The 15718-nt window shown below is 51.0% G+C and carries 14 protein-coding genes; 9 read left to right on the top strand and 5 right to left on the bottom strand.

Going from position 1 to position 15718, the window contains the following annotated elements; translation table 11 throughout:
* The first annotated feature begins 139 nt into the window (after window positions 1-139).
* The 8 genes from INP77_RS08660 to folE2 all read left to right on the top strand — a co-directional run bounded on the left by INP77_RS08660 (window position 140) and on the right by folE2 (window position 7509).
* Window positions 140-1189: a beta-propeller fold lactonase family protein gene (locus INP77_RS08660; RefSeq protein ID WP_228518831.1), complete on the top strand. Its 1050-nt coding sequence runs from the start codon at window positions 140-142 to the stop codon at window positions 1187-1189.
* A gap of 211 nt (window positions 1190-1400) precedes the next feature.
* Window positions 1401-1946: an SRPBCC family protein gene (locus tag INP77_RS08665; RefSeq protein ID WP_194748650.1), complete on the top strand. Its 546-nt coding sequence runs from the start codon at window positions 1401-1403 to the stop codon at window positions 1944-1946.
* 448 nt (window positions 1947-2394) lie between these two features.
* The gene (locus INP77_RS15035; protein WP_194749096.1) at window positions 2395-2733 is read left to right on the top strand and encodes a prepilin-type N-terminal cleavage/methylation domain-containing protein; all 339 of its coding nucleotides are present in this window, start codon (window positions 2395-2397) and stop codon (window positions 2731-2733) included.
* A gap of 179 nt (window positions 2734-2912) precedes the next feature.
* On the top strand, window positions 2913-3569 hold the full coding sequence (locus INP77_RS08675; RefSeq protein ID WP_194749097.1) for an alpha/beta fold hydrolase: 657 nt from the start codon (window positions 2913-2915) through the stop codon (window positions 3567-3569).
* Between the two features lie 74 nt (window positions 3570-3643).
* Window positions 3644-3889 (top strand): exodeoxyribonuclease VII small subunit, encoded by a 246-nt coding sequence (locus tag INP77_RS08680; protein ID WP_194748651.1) that lies wholly within the window; start codon window positions 3644-3646, stop codon window positions 3887-3889.
* Window positions 3890-3915: 26 nt separating this feature from the next.
* The gene (locus tag INP77_RS08685; RefSeq protein WP_194748652.1) at window positions 3916-4806 is read left to right on the top strand and encodes a polyprenyl synthetase family protein; all 891 of its coding nucleotides are present in this window, start codon (window positions 3916-3918) and stop codon (window positions 4804-4806) included.
* A gap of 2 nt (window positions 4807-4808) precedes the next feature.
* The gene (dxs, locus tag INP77_RS08690; protein ID WP_194748653.1) at window positions 4809-6653 is read left to right on the top strand and encodes a 1-deoxy-D-xylulose-5-phosphate synthase; all 1845 of its coding nucleotides are present in this window, start codon (window positions 4809-4811) and stop codon (window positions 6651-6653) included.
* A 49-nt stretch (window positions 6654-6702) separates the two neighbouring features.
* Window positions 6703-7509, top strand: coding sequence for a GTP cyclohydrolase FolE2 (gene folE2 / locus INP77_RS08695; protein WP_194748654.1), 807 nt, complete (start codon window positions 6703-6705; stop codon window positions 7507-7509).
* A 200-nt stretch (window positions 7510-7709) separates the two neighbouring features.
* Here the strand turns inward: folE2 and INP77_RS08700 are convergent, their stop codons facing one another.
* Complete coding sequence (locus INP77_RS08700; RefSeq protein WP_194748655.1) at window positions 7710-8882, bottom strand: MFS transporter; 1173 nt, start codon at window positions 8880-8882, stop codon at window positions 7710-7712.
* A 55-nt stretch (window positions 8883-8937) separates the two neighbouring features.
* Window positions 8938-10029 carry a chorismate synthase gene (gene aroC / locus INP77_RS08705; RefSeq protein WP_194748656.1) on the bottom strand — a complete coding sequence of 364 codons (1092 nt, stop codon included), beginning with the start codon at window positions 10027-10029 and terminating at the stop codon, window positions 8938-8940.
* Window positions 10030-10148: 119 nt separating this feature from the next.
* Here aroC and corA point away from each other — a divergent pair, with 119 nt between their 5' ends.
* Window positions 10149-11237, top strand: coding sequence for a magnesium/cobalt transporter CorA (gene corA / locus INP77_RS08710; RefSeq protein ID WP_194749098.1), 1089 nt, complete (start codon window positions 10149-10151; stop codon window positions 11235-11237).
* Between the two features lie 6 nt (window positions 11238-11243).
* On the opposite strand, the gene INP77_RS08715 is transcribed toward corA, so the two are convergent.
* The 3 genes from INP77_RS08715 to dnaK form a co-directional block, all read right to left on the bottom strand.
* Complete coding sequence (locus INP77_RS08715; protein WP_194748657.1) at window positions 11244-12038, bottom strand: ParA family protein; 795 nt, start codon at window positions 12036-12038, stop codon at window positions 11244-11246.
* 496 nt (window positions 12039-12534) lie between these two features.
* Window positions 12535-13665: a molecular chaperone DnaJ gene (gene dnaJ, locus INP77_RS08720; protein ID WP_194748658.1), complete on the bottom strand. Its 1131-nt coding sequence runs from the start codon at window positions 13663-13665 to the stop codon at window positions 12535-12537.
* Between the two features lie 94 nt (window positions 13666-13759).
* The gene (dnaK, locus tag INP77_RS08725; protein ID WP_194748659.1) at window positions 13760-15676 is read right to left on the bottom strand and encodes a molecular chaperone DnaK; all 1917 of its coding nucleotides are present in this window, start codon (window positions 15674-15676) and stop codon (window positions 13760-13762) included.
* Between the last annotated feature and the right edge of the window lie 42 nt (window positions 15677-15718).

The following is a 15718-nucleotide window of genomic DNA, read 5'->3' on the forward strand; positions in this document are numbered from 1 at the left end:
GCCTTCAATATTTCATGCAATTTTTTCACACTTTAGCCTTTAATGAAAGGACAACCGTCAAAAGCATGCGCAAGCCCGGCAAGGTGTATAAAATTGAAAAGCAGACTCGCCAATTTATTTAAAATCCATCATGCGCCCCATGAAAACACTGTCAACCAGAGACAAGAGCATGCGTTGTTTGCCCATGCTCAAGCGATTTTCAACCAGATTTATGACCGGGCTCTCGATCCGTCTCCCGTTGGCAAGTATGAAGTTTTTTGCCCCTCTCTTGCTTGGTGTGCCCGTTTTCGCGTTAGCGGGCAACCTCGCTTACATCACCAATCAAGGCAGTGACAGCGTATCCGTGCTGGACATCGCCAGCAAGCAAGTCACGCGTACCATTGCGGTGGGCAAAGCCCCAGTCGGGGTGGCTATCGCACCTAAAAAGCAGCGCGTGTATATCAGCAACGCTAATAGCCAAACCGTGTCAGTCATCAATAGCGCCACCCAACAAACAGTGCAAGAAATTCCGGTCAACGCCCAAGCCGTTGGCATTGCTTTAAGCCGCGACGAGAAAACCTTGTACGTGGCCGATTGGGGCGGCGAGCAAGTGATTGCAGTGGATACTGCGCATCCTGAAAAACAGCAAACCTTCAAAGCGGGCAAAACCCCTTCCGGCTTGCTGGTCAGTGCAGATAACAAAAAGCTGTTTATCGCCAACCGCGACAGTAACGATGTCACCGTGGTCGATACGAAAACCTTGAAAACCATTGCACAAGTGCCCGTAGGCCTGCATCCCTTTGCACTAAGCTTGAGCCCGGATGGTAAAACCGTGTTTGTCGTTAATGTGGTCAGCAACACGCTGACCTTGCTGAATGTAGAGACCTATCAGGCCAGCACCGTCAAAACCGGGCAGCACCCTTATGGCGTGGCGATCAGTCCAGATGGCCGTCGTGCTTACGTGAGTAACAATCACGCTGAAAGCGTATCGGTGATTGATTTGACCAACGGCAACACCATCAAAACCATCGCTGTGGGCGAATATCCCGAGGGCATTGAATACGACAAGGCCAGCAATCAGGTACTGGTCGTCAACTGGGGCACAGACAATGTCTCCATCATTGATGCACTCACCAATACCGTGACGCAAACGATCAGCAGTCCCAAGTTATGCCGCTCTTTCGGGCAATTTATTCTCGAAGCGAAATAGCAAGAAAAGGGCTGTGCAGAGCCAAAGCAATCTATTTTTTGATTTTTTCACAGGATGACCAATGAATTAGTCGCAAAGAAGTTTATTTTTGGGTAAAGTCTCGGATTGTTTTTTAAAACACTTTGACCGCTTACCGATTCACCCTCAAGTTTTAATTGAGCTTTAAGTTTTAAAAGCGTTTTAGAAGTCTGTAAATTTCAGGAGATATGTAATGAAAAAATTTCTAGGCATGATTGCTGTTTCTTTATTGCCGTTGATCCCACTCACAGCTGGTGCGCACGGTGCAGCAGCCTTACGCTTTGAAAAAAGCGTGACCATCAAAGCGCCAGCGGCCAAAGTATGGGCATTGGTCAAAGACTTTGGTAACGAACAAGCCTGGCACGCGGGTGTTGCGTCTACCACCGTAGAGCAGAAAAAAGATGAAAACGGCGACGATGCCACCTACCGCACCGTCAAACTGAAAAACGGCGGCGTCATGTACGAAAAACTGCGTTTCATTGATGACGCTGGCATGCGCGTTAAATATGAATATGTGTATGAAAAAAGTACATTACAGTTTGCTAACTTTTACCCAATGATCACAGTGACTGCCAATGGCAATGACACCGTCGTTTCAGTCAAAGGCAGCTACACTCGCGCCGATTCCTCTAACATTCCAAAGCCTGAGCAAAATGATGATGCCGCGACCAAGGCGCTCGACGACTTTTTTGATCCAGGTCTCGAAAGCCTGAAAAAGGTTGCCGAATCGGGAAAGTAATTAGCCAGGGTTCTGGAAAAAAATCGCAAGGCAACAGTAAACCCTGGTGGAAATTCTGGTAAGTCTTACGTTGTAAACAATACTGTTTTTGCAAATCAGTCACGGCCAAAAGCAAGCGACTGGCACCAAGTAAAGGGATTGTGTACCACACAATCCCTTTTTTGCATTTAGCCAAACCACCTGCCCAAAACCATCACCTACTCTGTCAAAGATGGGCAAAGCCTGTCACTTTCTGTCAGCTTAACTAATCGCAACCAAGCCCTCACTTTTTAAATTCAATTCGAAGAAATAAAGCACAAAAACCCTTTAATTCATATTTTTCAATCAGTTACAAAACAAAAAATCGGACTGGCACACCTGTTGCTTTAGGGTTAGCCAACACTGTTGAAAAAGCAGTGACTTAAACAAAGAAGTAACTGACTTTAAACTTGACTTGAAGGAAAACATGATGAAAAAACACGCACAACAAGGTTTTACCCTGATTGAATTGATGATCGTAGTTGCGATTATTGGTATTTTGGCTTCAGTAGCGATTCCGGCATACAGCGACTACATAAAAGATGCTCACGATGGCAGCTGTATGGAAGAGGCCACAGCTTATTCCAAACGCGCATATACACAATTAAGTTTAAGTAAAACCCCACTTGATTATGCAGCAAATAATTGTGAAGCAGTAAAGGCCCCTGCGGATTTAGAAGCATCCTTAACATTTAAACCAGTTGGTGGCAGCGGTAAAAATATCACTTGCTTAATGACAAATGCTGGCGCATGTTCAATTGCAAAATAATTTTATGCCAAGCATAAGCTGATAATTTAATTTAAGTATCGGTTCAAGAAAGCCTCGTATTTGATACGAGGCTTTTTTTAGGCTTAGCTACACTGAAACTTAACGGACTCTCGTGCATTAACAATAAGCGTTAATATTCTTTGCTAATATTTAGCTTTCTATCAAAAAAGGATAACTTCATAGTGTTAGAAAGAATAATTAACTCTCAAGCAGGAAGTGCCTTGGTCATCTGGCTCCACGGCCTAGGAGCCGACGGCCACGACTTTGAGCCTGTGGTACAGATGCTCAACCTGCCGCATATCAAATTTATCCTGCCACACGCCCCCTACCGTCCTGTCACACTCAATAATGGTTACGAAATGCGGGCGTGGTATGACATTTTTGGGCTACAGCCGGACAGCCCGCAAGATGAAGCCGGGATTAACAGCATGCAAGCAACATTAAATGCGATGATAGAAGCAGAAATTGCGCAGGGCATCCCGGCGCACCGCATTTTACTGGCAGGCTTTTCGCAAGGCGGGGCAATGGCTTTGCATACGGCAACGCGTTTTCCCCAAACGTTGGCAGGCGTTCTGGCGCTTTCCACATACTTACCCTTAAAGAGCCAACTCTCCCAAGAAAAACACCCAGCCAACCAACAGTGCCCGATCTGGATGGCGCATGGTCGTTTTGATAGCGTAATTACCATGGCAACCGCGCAAGCGTCGCGGCAAACACTCGAGGACACAGGCTATGCGGTGGAATGGCATGAATACGATATGCCGCATAGTGTTTGCGACGAAGAAATCAACGATATCCGCCAATTTTTGCTCAAGGTGCTGCCACCAGCGCAATAACCCTATCTTGAGAATAATCCCGCAAGCAGGGGGAGTTTTGTTAAAATAGCCAGCGTTTTCATAGGCCTATTTTCATGAGTGCTCCCAAAAAAACACCGTCTGCGGTGAGTGATCAACCCAGTTTTGCCGAACGCCTGGCGGCGCTAGAAACCATCGTCAAGCGCATGGAGTCAGGCGAATTGCCGCTAGAGGCCTCGCTGGCAGCCTATACTGAGGGCGTGCAATTGTTACAAGCTTGCCAAACCTCTTTAGAGCAAGCAGAACAAACCGTGATGCTGCTTAACCAACAACAGCAACTGACGCCCTTCGAAGCGAATTAACCCGCCAGCCACTTTCCTGTTTATTCATGACCACTTCTGCTTTTGTCTTTGATCACTGGGCACGCGCACATCAACAACATGTGGAGCAGGTGCTGGCTCGCCTCTTGCCCGGTGAGCAAATATTGCCTGAACGCCTGCACGAAGCCATGCGTTACGCGGTGCTCGGTGGAGGTAAACGGGTGCGTGCGTTACTGAGCTATGCTGCCGCTGAACTGGCTGGGACATCTAGAATGACCACTGACGCCAGTGCGGCAGCGGTGGAGTTGATACACGCGTTTTCATTGGTGCATGACGATATGCCATGCATGGACGATGATGATTTGCGTCGTGGCAAACCCAGCTGCCACAAGCAGTATGACGATGCCACGGCACTCTTGGTGGGTGATGCGCTGCAAAGCCTGGCGTTTGAATGCATTGCTGAGACGCAAGCACCACAAGCGCTCAAGCAAGTGCAGGTATTGGCGCAAGCGACGGGGTCACGTGGCATGTGTGGCGGCCAAAGCATCGATTTGCAGAGTACGGGCAAACGGTTGACGCGCGCTGAGTTAGAGACCATGCATCAATATAAAACTGGCGCGCTGATCCGAGCCGCGACATTGCTTGGCGCTTATGCGGCACCAGAAACCGCACCCGCGTTAATTCAGTGTTTGGAGCAATACAGCCAAAAGATGGGGCTGGCATTTCAGGTTGTCGATGACATTCTCGATGCAACGGCAGATACGCAAACCCTGGGCAAAACGGCTGGCAAAGATGCGCTGCAAGACAAGTCCACCTACGTCAGCCTGCTGGGGCTGGAAGAGGCAAAAACACTGGTAGAAGCACTTTATGCTGAAGCGCTGCAATTATTGGCAGGCTATGGTGCCCAGGCGGATCCGCTGCGCGGGATTGCCAAATTTATTTGTGAGCGTCCTTTTTAATCATGACTTCACTGTTGTCCCGTATTCAATCCCCTACTGAGTTACGCGCACTCGAGCGCACACAACTCAAAGTGCTGGCCGCAGAACTGCGAGCATTTCTGATTCAAAGCGTCTCGCAAACAGGCGGGCATTTGGCCTCCAACCTTGGTGTCGTCGAGCTGACCATTGCGCTGCATTACATTTACAACACGCCGGATGACCGCTTGGTATGGGATGTCGGCCATCAAACCTATCCGCACAAAATCCTGACGGGTAGACGCGAAGCCATGGCGACCCTGCGCAAGGCGGGTGGCATTGCCGGTTTTCCCAAGCGTGATGAGAGTGAGTACGACACCTTTGGCACCGGCCACTCCAGCACCTCGATTTCTGCAGCGCTAGGCATGGCGGTAGCGGCCAAAGCGCAAGGACTGGATCGCCGCAGTGTTGCCATTATCGGTGATGGTGCCATGACCGCAGGCATGGCGTTTGAGGCGCTCAATAATGCGGGCGACATGGATACCAATATCCTGGTGATCCTCAATGACAACGACATGAGCATTTCCAACAATGTGGGCGCCCTCAACAATTACCTGGCTCGCCTGATGTCGGGCAAACTGTATGACAGCGTGCGCCGCAGCGGCAAAAAAGTGCTGGATATCATGCCGCCAGTCAAAGAGTTTGCCAAACGCGCGGAAGAACACGCCAAAGGCATGGTTACGCCCGGCACCCTGTTTGAAGAGTTCGGGTTTAATTACATTGGCCCGATTGATGGCCACGACATAGACACGCTGGTGGATACGCTGGGCAATATCCGCCAATTGCAAGGGCCGCAGTTCTTGCATGTGGTGACGCAAAAAGGCAAAGGCTACAGCCCGGCCGAAGACAACCCGAACAAATACCACGGGGTAAGCAAGTTTGATCCGGAAAATGGCCACAGCCTGAGCCACAGCGACCGTCCGACCTATACGCAAGTGTTTGGTGATTGGCTGGTAGACATGGCCGCGGCAGATGACAAACTGATAGGCATCACGCCTGCCATGTGTGACGGTTCCGGTCTCAATCGTTTTGCAGAGACGTATCCGGCACGCTATTTTGATGTCGGCATTGCTGAACAACATGCCCTCACCTTTGCCGCAGGCATGGCGTGCGATGGCCTTAAGCCCGTAGTGGCGATCTACTCGACCTTTTTACAGCGCGCTTACGACCAATTGATCCACGATATTGCGCTGCAAAAACTGGATGTGTTACTGGCGATTGACCGTGCCGGGCTGGTCGGTGCCGATGGCCCCACGCATGCGGGCAGCTTTGATTTAAGCTTTTTGCGCTGCATCCCGGAGATCGTCATCATGGCGCCCAGCGATGAAAACGAGTGCCGGCTGATGCTGTCTACCGGCTACCACTATCCGGGTACTGCGGCTGTCCGTTATCCGCGCGGCAGTGGCATCGGTGCCACCGTATCGCCCACGTTAGCGACGCTAGAAATCGGCAAAGCCAGCCAAGTCAGACAGGGTGTAAAAGTGGCAATTCTGGCGTTTGGTAGCATGCTGCAGCCTGCATTACAAGCTGCAGAAGCTTTGAATGCCAGCGTGGTGAATATGCGCTTTATCAAACCGCTGGATGAAGCGATGGTGTTGCACATGGCGCAAACCCACGACTACCTGGTCACGGTGGAAGAAAACGCTGTTCAGGGTGGAGCTGGCGCTGCCGTCATGGAGTGCTTGCAGTCGCATGGCGTGGTGAAAGCCATCCGCTGCCTGGGACTTCCTGACCGTTTTATTGATCACGGCAAACATGAAACTATGCTTGCGGATTGTGGTCTAGACGAGACCGGTATACGCTTGGCTATTGAGAAATTAATTTCCGAGTAGTAAACTCAACTATTAACTAACAGGCGGGCATCCCCGCTATGGAACCCTAATGAATCAACCCGTGATCCCCACAACGATTGAAGACGTACAAAATACGCCTGACGTGCGTCGTCTGGACATCAACAAAGTCGGCATCAAATCTATCCGTCACCCTGTCATTGTCAAAGACAAAACGGGCGGCGAACAACATACCGTAGCGATGTTTGATATGTTTGTGCACTTGCCGCACAATTTCAAAGGCACGCATATGTCTCGCTTTGTCGAGATATTGAACATGAACGAGCGTGCCATCTCGATTGATTCATTTGAAACCATCTTGCGCCAAATGGTGGAGCGCCTGGAGGCTGAATCAGGCTATGTGGAAATGCGTTTCCCTTACTTCATCAACAAAGCGGCGCCAGTATCTGGCGTGAAAAGCCTGCTTGATTATGAAGTAACGTTTATCGGTGAAATCAAAAACGGCCAGTTCGAGATTACCGTCAAGGTCATGGTACCAGTGACCAGCCTGTGCCCATGCAGCAAGAAAATTTCAGACTACGGCGCACATAATCAGCGCTCACATGTGACTGTGACTGCATTATTGAGCGAGTTTATGTGGCTGGAAGACCTGGTAACCTTGATTGAAGAACAAGCCTCTTGCCAGTTGTATGGCCTGCTCAAGCGTCCAGATGAAAAATTCGTTACCGAGCGCGCCTATGACAATCCAAAATTTGTCGAAGACATGGTGCGTGACGTCGCAGCACAACTCAATGATGAAAAACGTATCATCAAATACGTCGTTGAATCTGAAAACTTTGAGAGTATTCACAACCATAGTGCATATGCCTTGATCGAGAGAGACAAACGCGTTCAGTAATCTGTTTTGACAAAGTTTCAGTGTAGGCTAACATCGATTTCGATGTTAAGCGAAGCGGCCAAAACTAAAATTTCGAGTCTATCCACAATCACTCGGCTTATGCATTAATTGAGAAAGACAAACGACTTTCATAACCAGCGCGAGCAAATAAAAACGGCCATTAGGCCGTTTTTTTATACCTGCTGATGCGCCCTCCTTCGCTAATGACTAAACATGCCATTGCGCGCATAAGGTTGATTCAGATGCAGGCCGACCGCCACGATGATCGCCCCCAGGAGCGGAAACAGCGCCGCTAGCGTAAAGGTCAATTGGCCGCCTAAATACTGCAACGCAAAACCGCCGAGTAAGCCACCCAGCGCGCCACCTACCCCGTACGCCACACTGTTATATATGGCCTGCCCTTTGGCCTGGTGACGGCCATTAAAATATTGCGTCACCACCTCGACCGAGGCCGCATGAAAACTGCCAAAGGTAAACGCATGCAGGGTTTGCGCCAGTAACAACAACCACAGTTGATCTGGCACCAGACCCATCATGGTAAAGCGCACCACGCCAATCAGCAGGCTCACCAGCAAAATGGTTTTGAGTTTAAAGCGTGCCATGATCCAGGGCATTTTCATGAAAATGCCAATTTCGCAAATCACGCCTAGAGACCATAACCAGCCGATCATGCCTTTGCTATAGCCATGCTCGGCCAGATAAATCGAATAAAAGTTATACATGAGCCCATGCGCGGTCACCATCATGGCGCAGCCAATCAGCAGAGACATCACGGCAGGCTGCTTCAGAATTTGCCACACTGAAAAATCATCCTGCGCATGCGGTGGGACATGCGCCTCAGGTAATAACCAGGTCAGGCCAAACAAGCTGCATTGCACCAGCAGAATAAACCAGAGCAGGCTGCCTATGCCAAACCAGTCCGTCAGGTAACCGAGTAAGACTGAGGCCACAATAAAGCCCCAGGAGCCCCACAAACGGATTTTGCTGTAATGGCCGTTGGTGCTGGCCAAATGCGCCAGTACCAGCGACTCCGACAGCGGCAAGGTGGAGCTGGTAAATAAACTTAAGGCGACCATGACAATAAACATGGTCTTGAAATCATGGGCCCAAAAGATGGCGACAAATCCCAGCAAGCCGAGAAACGCGGTCAGGCGTATCCAGCGTACACGTTGCCGGGTATGGTCAGCCAGCCAGCCCCACAGATTGGGCGCGACGATCCGGCTCAACTGAAACAGCGACATGAGGATGCCGATATCGGCAGGACTGAAGGATTCGGCCGTCAGATAAAGCCCCCAGTAGGGAACGAACGCACCGACAAAAAAGTAGTAGATGAAATAAAAGCGCGACAGATTAAAGTGTAAGGCGTGGCTCATGACAGGTGTGCGCTTTAAAGGTCACCGCCCAGGCGCAGGCCATGGGCGGGTGAAATTACAGACGAGGCGTGTTTGAATGCACGTCCGCATTCTGGCCACGATGACGCAGGGCATGATCCATCAGCACTAATGCCAGCATCGCCTCAACGATAGGCGTGGCCCGAATGCCGACACAAGGGTCATGACGGCCCGTGGTTTGCATCATGATCGCGTCGCCAGCCTGATTAATTGAACGACGCGCTTGCGGGATACTGGACGTGGGCTTGAACGCCACATTGACCACAATGTCCTGACCGCTGGAAATACCGCCCAAAATCCCCCCGGCATGGTTAGTGACAAACCCTTCTGGCGTCAACTCATCACAATGCTCGCTGCCGCGCTGGGCAATCGAATCAAACCCGGCACCGATTTCCACGCCTTTGACGGCGTTAATACTCATCATCGCATGCGCAATATCTGCATCCAGACGGTCGAAAATCGGTTCGCCCAGGCCGACTGGCACGCGTTCGGCAACCACAGTAATCTGCGCACCGACAGAATCACGCTCACTGCGGATCTGGTCCATATAGGCTTCAAGTTGCGGCAACATCTCAACATTGGGGGCAAAGAAAGCGTTGCCCTCATGTGCCAACGCTTCCCAGCCCACAAACGGCACCTTGATTTCACCGAGTTGGCTCAAATAGCCGCGGACGTCTACACCGTATTGTTGCTTGAGCCATTTTTTGGCAATCGCACCGGCGGCAACCCGCACCGCAGTCTCTCGTGCACTGGAGCGGCCACCGCCACGGTAATCACGAATACCGTATTTCTGGGCATAGGTATAATCCGCATGCCCAGGACGGAAAGTGTCCATGATTTTGCTGTAATCCTGCGAGCGCTGATCGGTATTGCGAATCAGCAAACCAATCGGTGTACCCGTCGTTTTGCCTTCAAACACGCCAGACAAAATCTCAACCTCATCGGCTTCAGCCCGTTGTGTGACGTGGCGTGAAGTCCCTGGTTTGCGGCGATCAAGATCGACTTGCAAATCGGCCGCACTCAATTCCAGCCCTGGTGGACAGCCATCCACAATCCCGCCAATGGCCGGACCATGCGATTCGCCGAATGAGGTCAGGGTAAACAGGGTGCCGATGGTATTGCCAGACATGTGAACTCTCACTGAATAATTTTGTTTATTTTATCATAGACTGCCTGCGACCCCGCCCACGGGTTGATTTCCGGGCCTTGAACGCTTATGCTGAAACGGCTTATTGATCTGGGACCATGATGGCTAAACGCAAGCACCCGCACCGCAAACATCGACTGTTAGGCAAGCCGCAAACCGGTACCGACACGACCGCGCAAACAGAGTCAACCGCCGCCTGCATTCATAAAATTTGCTACAACGCGCAAGCGCTAGTCGCGCAGCAACTGACCATGCAGGAGATCACTGATTGGCAAGCGCCTGGCGGGCATGTGGCCTGGATTAATGTGCACGGCGTACTGGATATTCCCCTGTTACAAGCCGTCGCCCGTCGTTTCAAGCTGCATCCGTTGGTACTGGACGATATTTTAAACACCGAACAGCGTCCCAAACTGGATACCTACCCCGACTACCTGTTTCTGGAAACGCGCCTGTTTTACTATGATGCTGAAAGCATGAGTGTGAGCTCCGAGCAAATCAGCATGGCCTTGGGTCGTGAGTGGCTGCTGACTTTTCAGGAAAGGCCTTCCGGCAGTTTTGAGCCCGTGCGCGAGCGGCTGCGCCAGGGCCAGGCCTTGCTGCGTCAAAGTGGCCCGGACTACTTATGCTACACCCTGCTAGACAGCCTGATGGAACGTTACTTTCAGGTGCTGGAGGCCATCAATGAGGATGCCGAACAACTCGAAGCCCATTTGCTTAACCAGCCCACGCCGGAAGACCTGCAGAATATCCACCGCCTCAAACATGTGTCCATCCAGCTCAGACGGGCAGTATGGCCCTTGCGAGAAGTGCTCAATAGCCTGATCCGCAATGAACACGGATTCTTTAGTCCGCAAACCGTGCCTTACCTGCGCGACCTGTATGATCACACCGTGCATTTTACCGAGTCGCTGGAAGCGATCCGCGACACCTTGAGTGGACTCATGGATATTTACATGACCAGCTTGAGTCAGCGCGTCAACCTAGAAGTACGGGCATTGACCGTGGTCGCCATGCTGTTTATGCCAGCGACACTGATTGCGGGGATTTTTGGCATGAACTTCAATGAAATGCCCTGGCTCAAGGAGCCAAACGGCTTTTGGTGGGCGATGTTGATGATGCTGGGCATTGCCTTGGCCATGCTGCTAGTTTTCTGGCGGCGGCAGTGGTTAAGCAGCCGCCGTGAAGCTTAGTGGCGCTCAGGCAAGCGTCGCCAGCGGTTGCCGGTTCAATTGCCTGGACACATCCTGCAGCTCGAAGTAAAGCGCCAGATAGTCATGGGCGGCGGCACTTTGTGCGTCATACTCAAACACATGCTGGCCCATGCGCAGACTTTCGCTCAAGGCAGCATGCTCACCAATTTTGGTCATGAGCAGCTCCTGACCAAACAGGCGGCGCATTTCCTGCTCCACCTCAGTGGTCATGCTCTTGCGTGACTCGGCACGCGTGAGCAGGTAGCGGCGCGCGATCTTGCGCTTGAGCACGGGCTGCAAGGCATTGAGCGCCTTGTCCATTCTGACCGCAGAATGAATCGATAAATAATCCGTGGTCACAGGGACCACGACCAGGTCACTGGCAAACACGGCACTTAATGAAATCACCCCCATGTAAGGGCAGCAATCCATCACCACCGTTAACGCCGGCTGCTGTTGTGCCAGGGTGTCCAAGCCCGCATTCAACTTACTCAGGGTCGCCGGTCCACGGCCAAATTGCGAATCGAGCTTGCTCAACGCATGATTGGCCGTAATCAGTTGCAAACCATTACGTAGCGCTTGAACCAGGTTGGCGACAGCAGTGCCACGCTCATAAAAATCGAGCAGGCTGGACTGAACATTCAACCCTGTGTGCTTATAGATCTCGGTCAATCTTGCCTGCGGATCCATATCCAGCAACAACGCTGGACGTTGTTTGCGCTGGTAGGCGGCGGCCAGATTTAGCGCAGTCGTCGTCGCTCCAACTCCGGCTTTCTGATTAAGAATGGCAATTTTTAACATGAGGGTATGAATGCAAAGTCGCGCTTGAGGAAATCATTTCAGACCTGGATATTTCAGACCTAGATGCGCACTATCATAAACGATGTTGCCAGTAGAGACCACCCCGCACCGCCTGTGCAAGCAACAAAGCCGGGCGCACAAAGCAAACAGTACAAAAAAAGAAACCCGCAAAAGCGGGTTAAAAGGGGGTTTGGATCAGGAGGAAATCAATGCTAGTCGTTGAAAATCAACTAAACCTAGCCATCAAACAAAACATTTTGTGTTTCGTTTAAAGATGTGTTCAGTATATGGAGGAGTTATTGCAGTAATTTGACCAAGCTGTAACTGAATTGTAAAACTGAAAATTCAATTGTTATTAAATTGTAACTTTAATAAAAACAACAACTTGCAAGAATCGCTTGAAAAACTGTTTTAAATAAAACAGTCAAAAATGGAATCACCGTTAGTCTAACAGAAGGCTGCTCGCCAGACTAACGGCTTTGATCAAAGACAAGAATTAGCTGAAAAAATCGCGTGCTTTATCGACCCAACTTTTGTTCTTCGGGCTATGTTTGCCCGCATCCGCCTGGGTGCTGTTCTCAAACTCGCGCAACAACTCTTTTTGCTTCTCGGTCAGGCGCACCGGTGTTTCAACCACCACATGCACCATGAGATCGCCATGCTCGCTAGAGCGCAAAGGCTTGATGCCCTTGCCACGCAAACGGAACACGCTACCGGTCTGTGTTTCTGCTGGAATCTTCATTTTGGCAGCGCCATCCAGAGTTGGCACTTCGATTTCGCCGCCAAGGGCAGCGGTACTGAAGCTGATCGGCATCTCGCAATGCAGGTTTGCGCCATCGCGCTGGAAGATCGGATGTTCCTTGAGGTGGACCACCACATACAAATCACCGGTTGGCCCCCCGTTGACGCCAGCCTCCCCTTCACCGCTTAAACGAATGCGGTCGCCTTCATCCACACCGGCCGGAATTTTCACGTTCAGTGTCTTGTTCTGTTTGACGCGTCCATTGCCATGGCAAGTTGGGCACGGGTCTTTCACCATCTTGCCGGTGCCGTGACACTTGGGACAGGTCTGCTGCACAGAGAAAAAGCCCTGCTGCATGCGCACCTGACCATGCCCGTTACAAGTAGTACAAGTGACAGGAGAGGTGCCAGGCCGTGCGCCAGAGCCATGACAGGTTTCACAGGTGGCTTGCACCGGAATACGGATTTTGGTTTCGGTGCCGCGCGCCGCCTCTTCAAGCGAAATTTCGAGGTTATACCGTAAGTCTGCACCACGGTAGACGTTGGAACGCTGATTGCGTCCACCGCCGAAAATATCGCCGAAAATATCGCCAAAAGCATCACTGAATCCACCGCCACCGAAGCCGCCAAAGCCAGCGCCGCCGCCCATGCTCGGGTCTACCCCGGCGTGACCATATTGGTCGTAAGCGGCGCGTTTTTGCTCATCGCTGAGCACTTCATAGGCTTCTTTTGCTTCCTTAAAGCTCTCTTCGGCTTTAGGGTTATCCGGGTTACGGTCCGGGTGAAACTTCATCGCCAGCTTTTTAAAGGCTTTTTTAATTTCCTCATCGCTGGCGTCCCGGTTCACACCGAGTACTTCATAATAGTCTTTTTTTGCAGCTGCCATTGCTTGCCTTTTTCATGTCCAGTTAACAGCGTCTAGAAATGCGAAAGTCGTTAGCCTGCAAGAGGACTAACGACTATTCGCCTGCCGTGTCGAATTAGTCCTTTTTCACTTCTTCGAACTCGGCATCGACCACATCGCCTTCCACGGTTTTTTCACCTTGGGGCTGTGCGCTCTCGGTATTAGCTTGAGCCTGTTGCTCAGCGTATACCTTCTCTCCCAGTTTTTGCGAAGCTTCCATCAATGCGTTGGTTTTGGCTTCAATGTCGGCTTTGTCATCGCCTTTAGCGACATCTTCCAGCGCCTTGATTGCGTCTTCGATCTTGGCTTTTTCATCTGCCTCCATCTTGTCGCCATGCTCACCCAGCGATTTTTTCACGCTGTGCAATACACTGTCAGCCTGGTTACGGGCATCGACCAGTTCACGCAGTTTCTTGTCTTCGTCTGCATATTTGGCCGCATCTTCTTCCATGCGCTGAATTTCTTCTTCAGACAAGCCGGAGTTTGCCTTGATGGTGATTTTGTTTTCTTTGCCAGTCGCCTTGTCTTTCGCAGACACATGCAGAATACCGTTAGCATCGATATCAAAAGTCACTTCAATCTGTGGCATGCCACGCGGTGCGGGTGGAATATCGCTCAAGTTGAACTGACCCAAGCTCTTGTTACCTGAGGCCATTTCACGCTCACCTTGCAGCACGTGAATCGTCACGGCATTCTGGTTGTCTTCAGCCGTAGAGAACACTTGCGAAGCCTTAGTCGGAATCGTGGTGTTTTTCTTGATCAGCTTGGTCATCACGCTGCCCAGGGTTTCAATACCCAGTGACAATGGGGTCACATCCAGCAGCAATACGTCTTTGACATCGCCTTTCAATACGCCGCCCTGAATCGCAGCACCTACCGCCACGGCTTCATCCGGGTTCACGTCTTTACGTGGCTCCTTGCCAAAAATCTCTTTCACTTTTTCTTGCACTTTAGGCATACGGCTCTGACCACCAACCAAAATCACGTCAGAGATGTCAGAAGGCGACACGCCTGCGTCTTTCAATGCCATTTTGCAAGGCGCCATGGTGCGCTCGATCAGGTCTTCCACCAGGGATTCCAGTTTGGCGCGGGTGATTTTCACCACCAAGTGCTTAGGACCCGTTGCATCTGCCGTGATGTACGGCAGGTTGACTTCTGTCTGTTGTGCGCCGGACAACTCGATCTTGGCTTTTTCAGCTGCCTCTTTCAGACGCTGTTTAGCCAGCAAGTCGTTGCGCAGGTCCAGACCGTTTTCTTTTTTGAACTCATCGGCCAAGAAGTCGATGATGCGGTTATCAAAGTCTTCACCACCGAGGAACGTGTCACCGTTGGTGGACAACACTTCAAACTGGTGCTCGCCATCAATCTCAGTAATTTCGATAATCGAAATATCGAACGTACCACCACCCAGGTCATACACCGCGATCTTGCGGTCGCCTTCCTGTTTGTCCAAACCAAACGCCAATGCGGCAGCGGTTGGCTCGTTGATAATCCGTTTCACTTCCAGACCGGCAATACGGCCTGCATCTTTGGTGGCCTGACGCTGACTGTCGTTAAAGTAAGCAGGCACGGTAATCACGGCCTCGGTCACTTCTTCGCCCAAATAGTCTTCAGCAGTTTTCTTCATCTTGCGCAGCACTTCTGCGGAGATTTGTGGCGGCGCCTGTTTTTTGCCGCGTACTTCGACCCAAGCGTCACCATTGTCGGCTTTGGCAATGGTGTAAGGCATGAGGTCGATGTCTTTTTGCACTTCTTTTTCGTCAAAGCGACGGCCAATCAGACGCTTCACCGCAAACAGGGTGTTTTTCGGGTTGGTCACGGCCTGACGTTTAGCAGGGGCACCGACCAGAATCTCGCCATCTTCCTGATAAGCGATGATAGAAGGTGTGGTACGCGCACCTTCAGCGTTTTCAATCACACGAGGTTTCCCGCCTTCCATCACTGCCACGCAGGAGTTGGTGGTCCCCAAGTCAATCCCGATAATCTTTGCCATAGTCGTTATCCTTATCCTTTAAATTTGGTTAATCTCAATCTC

Origin of the sequence: Methylophilus sp. 13 (genome assembly GCF_015354335.1) — a bacterium.
Taxonomy (GTDB): Bacteria; Pseudomonadota; Gammaproteobacteria; order Burkholderiales; family Methylophilaceae; genus Methylophilus; species Methylophilus glucosoxydans.